The 12529-nt window shown below is 33.6% G+C and carries 11 protein-coding genes; 2 read left to right on the top strand and 9 right to left on the bottom strand.

Annotated elements, in window-relative coordinates:
- Positions 1 to 112: 112 nt before the first annotated feature.
- From ACVPPR_RS01565 to ACVPPR_RS01535, 7 genes are all read right to left on the bottom strand, one after another.
- A complete protein-coding gene (locus tag ACVPPR_RS01565) occupies positions 113 to 1063 on the bottom strand; it encodes a transketolase family protein (RefSeq protein ID WP_462304460.1) in 951 nt (316 codons plus the stop codon).
- Positions 1063 to 1923: a transketolase gene (locus ACVPPR_RS01560; protein ID WP_462304459.1), complete on the bottom strand. Its 861-nt coding sequence runs from the start codon at positions 1921 to 1923 to the stop codon at positions 1063 to 1065. The genes ACVPPR_RS01565 and ACVPPR_RS01560 overlap by 1 nt, the downstream gene beginning before the upstream one ends.
- 31 nt (positions 1924 to 1954) lie before the next feature.
- Positions 1955 to 3319, bottom strand: a complete 1365-nt coding sequence (locus ACVPPR_RS01555) for a PTS ascorbate transporter subunit IIC (RefSeq protein WP_462304458.1) — start codon at positions 3317 to 3319, stop codon at positions 1955 to 1957.
- Positions 3320 to 3385: 66 nt separating this feature from the next.
- Positions 3386 to 3667, bottom strand: coding sequence for a PTS sugar transporter subunit IIB (locus ACVPPR_RS01550; RefSeq protein ID WP_462304786.1), 282 nt, complete (start codon positions 3665 to 3667; stop codon positions 3386 to 3388).
- Positions 3667 to 5718 carry a BglG family transcription antiterminator gene (locus ACVPPR_RS01545; RefSeq protein WP_462304457.1) on the bottom strand — a complete coding sequence of 684 codons (2052 nt, stop codon included), beginning with the start codon at positions 5716 to 5718 and terminating at the stop codon, positions 3667 to 3669. Before ACVPPR_RS01545 ends, ACVPPR_RS01550 begins: the two co-directional genes overlap by 1 nt.
- A gap of 296 nt (positions 5719 to 6014) precedes the next feature.
- Positions 6015 to 6206: a hypothetical protein gene (locus ACVPPR_RS01540; RefSeq protein WP_462304456.1), complete on the bottom strand. Its 192-nt coding sequence runs from the start codon at positions 6204 to 6206 to the stop codon at positions 6015 to 6017.
- Between the two features lie 321 nt (positions 6207 to 6527).
- Entirely contained in the window at positions 6528 to 7259 is a 732-nt protein-coding gene (locus ACVPPR_RS01535) for a deoxynucleoside kinase (protein WP_462298233.1), read from the bottom strand.
- Positions 7260 to 7530: 271 nt separating this feature from the next.
- Between ACVPPR_RS01535 and ACVPPR_RS01530 the strand changes: the two genes are divergently transcribed.
- Entirely contained in the window at positions 7531 to 8199 is a 669-nt protein-coding gene (locus ACVPPR_RS01530) for a histidine phosphatase family protein (protein WP_462304455.1), read from the top strand.
- 58 nt (positions 8200 to 8257) lie between these two features.
- On the opposite strand, the gene ACVPPR_RS01525 is transcribed toward ACVPPR_RS01530, so the two are convergent.
- Both ACVPPR_RS01525 and ACVPPR_RS01520 read right to left on the bottom strand, forming a co-directional pair.
- On the bottom strand, positions 8258 to 10057 hold the full coding sequence (locus ACVPPR_RS01525; protein ID WP_462304454.1) for an FtsX-like permease family protein: 1800 nt from the start codon (positions 10055 to 10057) through the stop codon (positions 8258 to 8260).
- Positions 10058 to 10080: 23 nt separating this feature from the next.
- Positions 10081 to 10836, bottom strand: coding sequence for an ABC transporter ATP-binding protein (locus tag ACVPPR_RS01520; RefSeq protein WP_462304453.1), 756 nt, complete (start codon positions 10834 to 10836; stop codon positions 10081 to 10083).
- A 220-nt stretch (positions 10837 to 11056) separates the two neighbouring features.
- On the opposite strand from ACVPPR_RS01520, the gene ACVPPR_RS01515 reads away from it, so the two are divergent.
- On the top strand, positions 11057 to 12499 hold the full coding sequence (locus ACVPPR_RS01515; protein WP_462304452.1) for an APC family permease: 1443 nt from the start codon (positions 11057 to 11059) through the stop codon (positions 12497 to 12499).
- Positions 12500 to 12529: the final 30 nt, after the last annotated feature.

The following is a 12529-nucleotide window of genomic DNA, read 5'->3' as shown; positions in this document are numbered from 1 at the left end:
ATTATTTGCCTAATTTTACTTATATCCGTATTTTATTGTCATAATTAATCTATTTTATCAGAAATTTATGTCACAACCTCTTTATAAGAAATATTCACCAACAATATTTCCCCTAAAAATTCAAAATTTTTTCTTTAATTTTTATAGCTGTTAATCCAAATTCATCCTGTAAAAACTTTGGCGATCCAACTTGCCCAAAACGTTCGTCTACTCCGATACGTTTAAGAGGTATATTTTGTCCTTTATCTGCTAAAACTTCAGCTACAGCACTTCCTAAACCACCAGTAATTGAATGGTTTTCAACAGTAATAACTTCTTTTTTGCCCACTACTTCTTTTAAAACCAATTCTTTATCAATCGGTTTAACTGTGAACATATCAATAACTTCACAAGAAATACCTTCATTTTCTAGTTCCTTGGCTATTGCCAAACATTCAGAAATCAATTGCCCACATGCAATAAGAAGAATATCTTCTCCCATTTTTAGAATATTTCCATGCCCTAATTTAAATGTGGAGCCTTCTTTATAAACATCAGCTACACCTTTCCTATTACCACGTACATAATGAATCCCTTCAGTCTTACTAAATTCTTTTATTATCCATTCCATTTGAACTGCGTCTGCCGCATCACAGACAACTGCATCTGGGATTGAACGCATCAATGCCATATCCTCCCAAGTAGTATGGGTTCCACCATTAACCCCAACAGTAAATCCAGGATCAGATCCATAAATATTCACTGTATTTTTTGAATAAGCACCAGATAAAAATAATTGGTCGAAAACACGTCGCGTCGCAAATGGCCCAAATGTATGAATAAATGGAGTACAATCTGTTAAACTTAATCCGGCCGCTACTCCTACCATATTGGCTTCTGCAATTCCCACGTTAATGAATTGTTCAGGATTACTTTTAGCCATCCCTGTCCAACCACTTGCTCCACCTAAATCTGCATCTAAAGCAACTATTTTTTTACTGCCTGCCATTAGCTCTTTCAATGTATCTACGACACACATACGTAACTCTTTACCTACTTCTTTTTTTTCATTTAACGTAAACATTATGCCATCTCCTCAATGATTTGCTTTAATTCCCTGATTGCTTCATTGGCTGCCTGATTCACTTCATCTGTATTGAATTTAACAGAATGATTGGCTTTCATTTTTTCAAAATAAGTAACTCCTTGTCCTTTGATTGAATCTAAGACGATGCAGACTGCTTGATCCTTTACTTCTTTACAACAATTAATGGCTTGATTAATTCCTGAAATATCATCGCCTTTTACTTTTAAAGTTTTGAAGCCAAATGCTTCCATTTTTTTTTGAATGTCGAATGGATTAAGAATTTCTTCCGTGGTTCCGTCCAATTGTTTTTTATTCTCATCGATAATTACAATACAATGATTTAATTTGAAATGAGCAATGTATTGAAAAGCCTCCCAACATTGCCCTTCATTCAATTCCCCATCACCAACAATCAAATATACATAATTTTCTTTTTGTGCCATTCGTAATCCGGTTGCAACACCTGCCGCGACAGATGTTCCTTGACCTAGAGAACCCGTTGTGACATCTACACCAGGAGTTTTCATCCGATCCGGATGTGAAGGCAAATTTGTTCCACCCTGATTAACCGTTTTCAAAAGTTCATTATCAAAATATCCTACATTAGCAAGCGCACTATAAAGCCCTGTTCCTGCATGTCCTTTAGACAATACCAACCAATCACGATCTTCCCATTGTGGATTTTTCGGATTAAATTTCATTTGTTTCCCGTATAATACAGCCAATAATTCTACAATAGAAAAAGAACCTCCTAAATGACCTTGTCCCATATTTTTAATTGTTTCCAGAGTGGTTAATCTAATCTTTGTAGCTAATAATTCCAATTTTTTTATGTCATCTACTTGAGAATTTATCATCGTATGCACTCTCCTAATTTATTTGTAGAAGCTAATTTGCAACTGTTTTTATTGCTTTTTTCTTTCCCAAAATAGTCAATCCTATTAATACAATAAGAACAGCAATAACTCCTGAAATAATAAATACTTTACCACCCATATTGGCTAAGTTTCCTAAAAAAATACCAACAATGCCATAATCAGTATCAGAAAATGTGGATCCTTGGAATCCTAATTCACCCATAACTGGCATCAATAGGAGTGGCATGAAACTGATAATAACTCCGTGAACAAAAGAACCTATTACTGCTCCTCTTACACCACCCGTAGCATTCCCATAAACTCCAGCAGTTGCACCACAGAAGAAATGAGGAACAACACCTGGAATAACCACCGTTGTACCTGCTAATACCATAATTACTAAGCTAACAATACCACCAACAAAACTAGTCAAGAAACCAATCAATACTGCATTAGGTGCGTATGGAAAAACAATCGGACAATCCAATGCCGGAATTGAATTTGGTACCAGTTTCTCTGAAATCCCTTTAAAAGCAGGCACAATTTCAGCTAAAATCAAACGTACACCTGCTAAGATAACGAAAACGCCTGCTGCAAATAGTCCGGCTTGTTGTAGAGAAAAAACAATATAGTTTGTACCATCACTAAGTTTTTCAGTGACAAATTTGTTGCCTGCAAATAATGCAACAATAACATAAACCGTTGCCATCGTAATTGTAATACTTACAGTTGAGTCGCGTAAAAAGGATAGTCCTTTTGGAAAATTGATATCTTCAGTAGATTTTTTCTTATTTCCAACATATTTACCGATTAGTCCACTGAGTAAATAGCCAAAATTACCTGTATGGCCCAAGGCAACAGAATCGTTTTTGGTAATTTGTCTTGTAAAAGGTTGAACAATTGCTGGGAAAATTGTATTTGCGAGGCCCAGCGCTAACCCACCAAAAAAAACTACTGAGAATGTATTCATTCCAGTAACACTAAAAATCACCGAAATCATACATGCCATATACAATGTTGCATGACCTGTTAGATAAATATATTTAAAGCGCGTTATTCGTGCAATAATAATATTAAATACCATACCTGCTAACATAGTAAGCGCCGTTAAGGTGCCATATGTTGTCAGAGCTACTGCAACAATGGCTTCATTACTTGGGACAACCCCCTGCATATTAAAAGCAGCTTGAAACATTTTGCCGAAGGGGGCTAAGGAACCTTCGATAACCCCTGCACCAGCAGTTACAACTAAGAATCCAACAAATGTTTTAATCCCACCCTTGACGGTAGATGCCAAATCCTTCTTTTGTAGTACATTCCCCAGAATTGCAATCAATGCAACCAATAAAGCTGGTGTACTAGAAATATCTACTAAAATATCTAAAATGCCATTCATTTTTCTTATCCTCCTTGTACCTAATAGCTTTTCTAATAGAATTTCTAATAAATTTCATAAAATTTATTAGAAAAGTCCTTTTTCCTCACAAACTGTTCGAACCTTTGCTTTTAATTCATCCATATCTATAATACTGTCAAGAACAATAACATGACCTAAATGCGTTGCACTATCTGCTAAGTCACCACCTACAAAGAACACATCAGCCATTTCCGGTGAAGCACTGCCCAAATCATAATGTGCAACTTCAACCCCATCAACAGCCAAATCTTTCAATACAGTATTGATATTCATTTCAACCATAAAACTTGATCCTAATCCAGACCCACAAACTGCTGCAAATTTCATCATTCATTCTCCCCTTTATTTATAATATTCAAAATTTCTTCTTTTGATTTTGCTTCTAATAAGTCTTCCAACCTATCTTTATTAGACAGTATTTTAGTTAAACTAGCTAACGCTTTCAAATGATTCTCATTGTCAATTGCTGCTAAACAAATAAAAACTTTTATTGGATGCCTTTCATCATCTAATAAAAAAACAGGCTCTTTTACTTTTAACATCGACATTCCTAATTCATTAACACCATCTTCTGGACGAGCATGAGGTAAAGCTACACCCTTTCCTATATGAATAAAAGGTCCGTAATCTTTAACTTTATTAATCATTGCTTCTACATAAGTAGATTCAATTTTTCCTTCATTTTTTAAGGGTTCAGCCGCGTAACTAATTGCTTCTTCCCATTTCATTTTTGAATCTGATAATTGAATCATATCTTCCGTTAATAATTCTGATAACATTGGTCGATCATCTTCCCTTCTTTTCATTTCTTTATTTATTCTTCTTTGAACTATTTTGTTGAGTTTTTCTTTAGTAACTCCTTTTTTCAAGTTAATATGCGGAATAAGGTAATCAATAATCTCATCTACAGAAGGAATTAAGACTTTAGGAAATAAAAAATCTTCTTGAACTTCTCGCATCAATTGGTGCTTTTCTAATGTTGACATAATTGGATTAATTACATAAAGTTTTTTATCTGTACTAATAGAGACACTTGAAAAAATCAAATCAAAATCGCTACTAATTGCTTCATTTTTGTATTCATCAAATGAACTAATTTCTGAAAAAATTATTTGCGGAAATAATTCTTGTAACTCTGATTTCATAATTAAAGAAGAACTAATACCACTTGGACAAAGAACTAGTGCCTTGGGATGAAAATATTGTTTTTTTTCCTTTTCATTTTTAATTGCTCCACCAAATAAAATTGTAAAGTACCCAATTTCTTCATCTGGGATTACTTTTTGTGTCAGCATTCTGAGAGGGAGTAGGCCAACTTTTGTGATTTCAAAAATTTCATGATATTGAAGCTTAATTTCCTCTATCAAAACATTATTCAGTGGGAAATTAAATTTGATACGAAAATAGGCTGGTACCAAATGATAAAAAAGATCCAATAATAAACTTCGATAGTTTTGAAATTCAATACCTGCTAGACGTTCTACTTCATGGATAGTTTTACTAGCACATTCTAAAAGAAATTCTAAAGATGTATCTCGTATTTCTCCTTGTAAAATAGTCATAAAAAGAATTGTAAAGTATAAACATTCCATCAGCCTATTTTTAATATTAGGAAAGTTATCCAGAAATTTTCCACTTGCACGATAGGCAATCAATGTTTGGAGTAATTGTTGATTTTCTTTTAAAAAGTTAGTTTCGTGAAATTCACACCGACATATTAAATAGGATATAAAATATGTCATTTCCTCAAACCGACTTGGAACAAATACTAAATCAAAATTTTCAATCGTCATTGAAAATTTTGTACGAACATCCGTATAAATATTCATTGATTTCAATAATAGTCCCTTATAAAGCAATCTTTTACCATTAGGGCTAGAATGGAGATTCCCTAATAAAATATAAGCAGTTGTTCGTAATTCTGACTCATTTCCAATCAACAAGTAACCTTTTTTTCTAGAATATTCTAAAATAATATCCTTGTTGTTAAGAAACCCTTTGATTTTTCTTAAATCACTTAGAATTGTGTTCCTACTTACTGAAAAAAATTCTTGAAAATGAAATACCGAAAATTCATTAAAATCTCCAAAAATCAGCAAGTAAATCATTGCTTGTCTTTCGTTTTCTAAATAGAGTACCTCCGTTTCTCTTTTCATAAACAAGATATCTACCCATTTTGTTAAACTAATCTGAGGAATAAATATCTTATTTTTATCAATTGTAAAACTGCAATTAAACAGATCGGCCGTTATTTTTTTTACCTTTTGCAATTCTACAAGCAATTTATCTTTCGGTAACCCAGTAACTATTGACGCATTTTCTAATGAAAAATTTCTATCTTGATTTGAAATAAGATAACTAATTCTATAATCTATCACTTTCCTACCCCCAACATTAACTATATATTCATTGTAATCATTTATCTAGCGTAATTGAGCACAACCGATAACCACCTTTTTTTTTTGACTGGACTGAAGTCCTTAACATAATACCCATCCATATTTCAATCACAATAAAGCATTATATTGAAATATAAAATTTAAGCAGTAAAACTATATAATTATGATAAAAATTGCATCATAGCTATAATCTATTGCATAAAATAAAACTAGCTAATAAAACCAAAATTTGGTTTTATTAGCTAGTTTTATTTTTAGAAATCACCTATCATTTTTTAACACCAGACCACGCATGAATTAAATAAATCATCAGTAAAAGCAATGTGTGCAAATGTGTGCAATATCCGTTTTTGAATCATAGATGAATTATTAATAGTAGCATCGTCAACAACAATAGCTTCAAAATTATTTTTCTCGACACCTATTAATGCTTTTTCAATACCATTATCTGGTTTAACCCCAGTCAAGAACGCTTATTGGAGGGTTACTTTATGCAATTTAGGTACTAGACCTGTCTGATTATTGCGGTTAAATCCGTCAATAAGTGCTTGATTTTTTTTGCAAAACAGCTTTAGTTTTAACCGGAGTTTGAACTTCCCCTGTAAAAAGTATTTAAGAATGAATTTAACAACAGACTGAAGATTGATGACTACAAGACCAGTCTTTTTCGTATCAATTGATAAGATCTTAATCATAAGTTTTTTTCTCTCTTAGCATCTCATCAAAATTTATTGTCGTCGTTATAAATAATGATAAATTAAAAGGACCTGAATTAAGGTCCTTTTGATTTAGATTGCTTTACGTTGTTCCTTGTAATCAATAACTTCTTTTTCAGATAAATTACCTAATTCTTGTAATTTGTCTTCAATAATATTTAAAACAGTGTTACGATCAGCTTCGTTTTCAACAAAATCATATTTATCGCCATCAATGACTAAGAATTCTGAGACATCATATTCTTTTTCCCAATCTTCATAGTAACGCAATAATGTTTTGTAGTATTCCACTAAAGAATGATCTGTTTCAATTTGTTCATAATCACGGCCACGTTTTTGAATACGTCTAACCATTGTTTCGTAAGAAACTTTAATCATAATCATCAAATCTGGTGATTTTTTATGTGCTGCATATGGTAATTCTTCAAGCATGTTATCTAATAAATCTTGATAAATGTCATATTCAACATTTGTTGCATTACCCATTTCTGTATTCATCTTCATAAAGATAGCATCTTCATAGATTGAACGATCGAGGACATTGTTATCTTCTTGCATTGCTGCTTTAATCATTCTAAAACGACGATTTAAAAAGAAAGTTTGTAATAAGTAAGCATATGGATTCGTTGCTTCCTTGTCTCCTGCTTCACGTTTTTTTGCAGCGATTTCGTTACCCTTGTAGAATAAAGGCAATACGGGATTATCTGTAACGGGTTCGTAGAAAGCTTCTACCCCAAGTTCTTCAGATAAAATTTTTGTCATACTAGATTTTCCTGAACCAATAATACCAGCCAACGTGATCAAAATAATAAACACTCCTTCTTAATGATGTAGTCAAAAATAATCAAACCTAGACTTGTAATTAACACCTCATTCGGTATTATCTTACTAGTAGCTATAAATAAATAATCTCATATTTTTAATTCTCCGTCTATTTAGTATACATTGGTTTAAATAAAATAAAAGACTTTTATTTTTTCAAATTCGTGATTTGTGCGCAACTTTTTATCAGAAGCTAGACAGCTCTAAGTACCTTTTATTTACAAAATAAATATTTATTTACGAAAGGATTTTTATGTCATTTACCGTTTATATGGTTCGTCATGGCCAAACATTATTTAACTCATTTCAAAGAATGCAGGGCTGGTGTGATTCACCACTTACAGATAAAGGAATCAATGATGCGACTCATGCAGGACAATTACTCCAAGACCACTCTTTTGATGCCATTTATCGAAGTGATACAATACGGACAGAAAAAACACTCGATACTATTTTAAAAGAATCACATATTGCCCAAAATGCACAGTTAATCCCAGTTGAAACGGCCCTTTTTAGAGAAGAATACTATGGTTTTTTTGAAGGTCAAGACACCGAAGAAGTCATGGAAACTGTTGGGGCACCTTATAACTGCCAAACATTTCTTGAAATCCTCGAAAACTATTCAATTGAAGACTCTCGTGATTTTATAAAAAAAGCCGACCCCTTTTCTTTAGCCGAAGATAACCAAGAATTCTGGAACCGGTATGATCAGGCTTTTGATTTTTTACGTGCCAGACAAAATGACAATGACCAAGTACTGTTAGTAGGTCATGGTACCGCAATCAGAAGTATCGTCTCACGTTACGCACCTGATATTGATATTTTAACGAGTCCTAAAAATGGTAGTGTCACCAAATTAATCATTCATCCCGATACAATTGAAGTGAGCTATTATGGTAACTTAGGCGAACAACCAATTTAGAAATAAAGAAGGCCTAATATTCAGTTTTTTAGCTAACTGAATATTAGGCCTTCTTTATTTATTTTTTCAAGACAATCCCTTTATACAAACTAACCGTTATCCAATAATAACCTAGATAAAGAACTGCAAAAATGATAAATGGAATCGCAATATGGTCATAAGGTTCAGGAATCAACATTTTAAACATCTGTAACCCAAACAAGACATGAATGGCGCCAACAATACCTGGCAATAAGAACAAAATCCCAATTTCACGATTAATTGATTTTTTCATCAATTGTCGTCTAGCCCCTATTTGATTCAATAAATCATAACGTTTTTTATCAGTTGCCGCACTTGATAAAATTTTGAACATCAACATGCTTGCTAGCATGGCCAACATCGCAACTCCTAAGAAGAAGCCCATAAATTCCATACCGCCATAAATGACGTTAACCATTTGATAAACAACATACGTATTCACTAGATAAGATGACATATCTATCTGGCTCTGAGGAATCCCTTTGCTTAATGCTTTTAAACTGTCTTTGTTGGCATTAAACGAAGCCAATCTAACTGTATAAATGCGCTGTGTCTTAGCTGAAATCGCAGAAAATGATTTATCTGAAACAACTACTGGCGCTAACATCTCCGATTCTAAAGTTGATCGAACAGCGCCTTCCCAATTGTTATCCTCATTTTTAGCGGTCATTTTAGCTGGATTAATTTTAACCAACTGACTAGAAGTCATACTGGTTTTCTTAGACTCATCGTACATATAAAGTGGTGACTTTTCAAAATCTGATTTTTTAAAGTAACGTGTTTTACCCACTTTTTTAGTCGCATAAATGGCTTCTTTTTTATCAGTCAATTGGCCCAGTAAATGCTGTTCCTTTGCTGATGGATCCTGCAGAACAACAGAATAGGGAGAAGTTGCCGCAACTGTTTCATCAACAATACTAGAGAAGCCCATCCCCACTGTTATAGCGCCTAATGCTAGTGCAAATAGCATCGCAACCATCGTTAATACGCGATTCAATTCTCCTAATCGGAAACTCAATTGACCCAGTAAGAATGTGTTTAATTGTTTTTCTGAGAAACCTTTACTCCGTTTCAACAACTGAACTAATCCACTAAATAACGAATTAAAGATTAAAAAGGTCCCAATAAAAATGGCAGCAATTGAACCAAAAAGGCCTGCTACTTGGTATTGTGCCATGTGACTTAATAAATAATAACCACTTCCAATTAGCACTAATCCTAATACACTTTGAAACAAAATAGCGTTAGGTTTCATTGTTTTACCTTGTGGTTGTTCTGCTTCATTTAATAATTTTAAAATAGGCGTGTTTAATAAAGCACGACGGTTAAACACGGCAGCCAGCATAAAGAGAACAACGAAGAAAAGTAATGTTATCAGAATGGCTGGAAAATAAAAGGGTTGAAAAGATTGTGCTGAAATATCCATCTTATTGATTAATAAATGACCAACTCCAGCAGTTAAGCCAATTCCCACTAACGTACCAACAACTGTCGCAATCAAACCTACAATCAGTGTTTCCATAAAAATTAAACGGCCAATTTTACGTTTTTTGGCCCCCAACATCATAAACATGCCATAATCTCTTTGCCGCATACTCATTAAAAAAGTATTAGCATAGATGATATAAAATAACGTAATAATCGCTAATAAAACGGACCCCATTTGGAAAATGATTGCCGAATACTTAACCATAACATTTTGTTTAATAAACGATTGGTTAGTCGCTAAAGCCTCGAACATATAGAAAATAGCCGAGGCCATGATTAATCCTGATAATAAAATTAAATAGTCTTTAAAACGACTCTTAATTCCCGTTAAAGATAATTTTAATAACATTTAGTCCCTCTCCTTTCTTAATATTATTGTTCCACTTTAGCTAATTCATTTAAAATATCTTGATAAAATTCCGTTCGACTTTTCGATCCTTGGATTAGTTCTTGCCCAATCTTGCCATCTTTAATAAAGAGAATTCGTTGGCAATAACTGGCACTGACAGCATCATGCGTCACCATCAAGATAGAAACTTGGTCCTTTTTATTTAAGCTTTCCATAGTTGACAATAGTGACTTAGCACTCTTAGAATCCAAAGCACCAGTTGGTTCATCTGCTAATAAAATAGCTGGATTATGAACTAAGGCACGCACTGCTGCAACTCGTTGCTTTTGACCACCAGACAATTCAGTTGGATATTGTCCTAAGACGTCATCGATACCTAATGTTTTGGTTAAATCGTCAATCCGTTCTTGGTATTTTGCAACAGATGCATTCTGTAATGACAATGGTAAGGTAATATTTTCAGCTGCTGTTAAATTATCTAATAAATTAAAACTTTGAAAAATAAAGCCAATTTGTTGGGCTCTAAAATCAGATAATTTATCTCCACGTATCTTCGAAATATCTTGATGATTAATTTCAATATGACCTGAAGTGGGTAAGTCTAGCGTTGACAACAGGTTCAACAATGTTGACTTACCTGAACCCGAAGCCCCCATGATACCAATGAATTCGCCCTGTTCAACAGAGAAGCTAATCCCTTTTAAAGCTTCCGTTTTTTTCTCTTTATTTTTACCATAAACTTTTTTTACATTTTTTGCACTTACAACTATTTCTTTCATTTTATTCAGCCTCCATTAATATTCATCATTAAGTTCCATGTGTACCATTATACATAGTACACACGATAAATCAATTGTTTCGCTTATTAACATTCCTAATTTAATTCTCATTAAACCGATTACATTAACTATTAATTGGATTTACCATGGAAATTGACTACATAGTTCACTATACTTATAAATTGTTAGTTTAATTTACATATTTATTCGGGAGGCACTTATGGAAAACGAGAAAAAAACATTTATATCATGGCCCGTCCTGGCATTAATGTCATTTGTGACAGTCATTGGCTTTGACGATATCGTCTATAACTTTCAAAATCAAGGTATGGGCGTTATTACATCTTGGATTATTTTATTGCTATTATACGTGATTCCCTACTCTTTAATGGTAGGTCAATTAGGTTCTGTCTTTAATTCAGAGGGTGGTGGCTTAAGTTCATGGGTTCGTGGAACTCGTGGCGAAAAATTGGGTTATTTCACGGCTTGGACTTACTGGGCTGCTTCAATTCCTTACGTCGTTGATACAGCTAACACAGTTGTTGTTGGCTTCGGTTGGTTAATCAATGGAAGTAATGCCCTTGAAGACAGTTTATCGACCGCTATGTTTGCCTCGATAACACTGGTTATCTTCATCGGTTTTATCTTTATCCAACGTTTCTTCAAAGGTTCATTAGAATTCTTAGGTTTAATTGGTGGTGGTGCCATGTTCGTCCTCACGATTTTATACGTGTTCATGGCATTTGGCTCATTATTAACGCCATCTGGTCATATTGCTACAACCAACATGAGTTGGCACACCTTAATTCCTAAATTTAATTTACATTACTTCACAACAATTGGACTTTTAATTTATGCGATTAATGGTGCAGAATTGATTGCCCCTTATGTAACAAAAATGAAAAAGCCTAAAAAAGATTTTCCTAAAGCTATGATCATGTTAACGGTTATGACCATTTTCTTAACTGTATTCGGCTCATTCGCACTTGGTATTTTCTTCAATGCGCATAACATCCCTAACGATTTCAAAATGAATGGTTCCTACTATGCGTTCCTTCGTTTAGGTGATCAGTTCCACATGGGTAGTTGGTTAATGTATGCCTTCGCTGTTACCCAAATTGTGTACATGTGTGCGCTTCTAGCTGTTCTTCTTGACGCTATGACTCGTATGCTCATTTCCGATACAGGCGCCCGTTATATGCCTAAAAAATTACTTAAAGTTAACAAAGATGGCCTACCTATTAATGGGTACATTTTAACGTGTGCTTTGAGTGCTTTCATCCTCTTCTTGGGTGTCTTCTTACCAGATATGAATACCATTTTTAATTGGTTACTTAACTTAAACGGAATCATCTCACCAGGTGTCACTTGTTGGATTTTCTTCGCCTTCATGCAAATCCGTAAAAATAGTGACAAATATCCATCAGAGTATGTCTTCATTAAGAATGATAAACTCGCTTATGCTGTTGGTTTATGGTGTTTAGTAGTCACTGTTTTGGCAACAATCTTCGGGATTATTCCTCAAGATGTCAAAATGGGTAGCTCATTATTCTACTATCAATTAGCAATCAATATTATTAGTATCGTTGTTCTGATTGGTCTTGGTTTCATTATGCCAATACTTGCTGAACGTGAACGTAAAAGAGACGGCATTAAAGATTAAATTAAAAGCACTATGATTACTTTATTAAAA

The sequence above is a fragment of the Dellaglioa sp. L3N genome, from assembly GCF_054941095.1.
Note: the sequence above shows the minus strand (reverse complement) of the source record. Positions and strands in the feature narration are given on the sequence as shown.

Excerpts from the sequence above, each read along its gene's own strand:
- ACVPPR_RS01565 (WP_462304460.1), bottom strand. The coding sequence starts at position 1,063 with ATGTTTACGTTAAATGAAAAAAAAGAAGTAGGTAAAGAGTTACGTATG.
- ACVPPR_RS01560 (WP_462304459.1), bottom strand. The coding sequence starts at position 1,923 with ATGATAAATTCTCAAGTAGATGACATAAAAAAATTGGAATTATTAGCT.
- ACVPPR_RS01555 (WP_462304458.1), bottom strand. The coding sequence starts at position 3,319 with ATGAATGGCATTTTAGATATTTTAGTAGATATTTCTAGTACACCAGCT.
- ACVPPR_RS01550 (WP_462304786.1), bottom strand. The coding sequence starts at position 3,667 with ATGAAATTTGCAGCAGTTTGTGGGTCTGGATTAGGATCAAGTTTTATG.
- ACVPPR_RS01530 (WP_462304455.1), top strand. The coding sequence starts at position 7,531 with ATGTCATTTACCGTTTATATGGTTCGTCATGGCCAAACATTATTTAAC.
- ACVPPR_RS01525 (WP_462304454.1), bottom strand. The coding sequence starts at position 10,057 with ATGTTATTAAAATTATCTTTAACGGGAATTAAGAGTCGTTTTAAAGAC.
- ACVPPR_RS01520 (WP_462304453.1), bottom strand. The coding sequence starts at position 10,836 with ATGAAAGAAATAGTTGTAAGTGCAAAAAATGTAAAAAAAGTTTATGGT.
- ACVPPR_RS01515 (WP_462304452.1), top strand. The coding sequence starts at position 11,057 with ATGGAAAACGAGAAAAAAACATTTATATCATGGCCCGTCCTGGCATTA.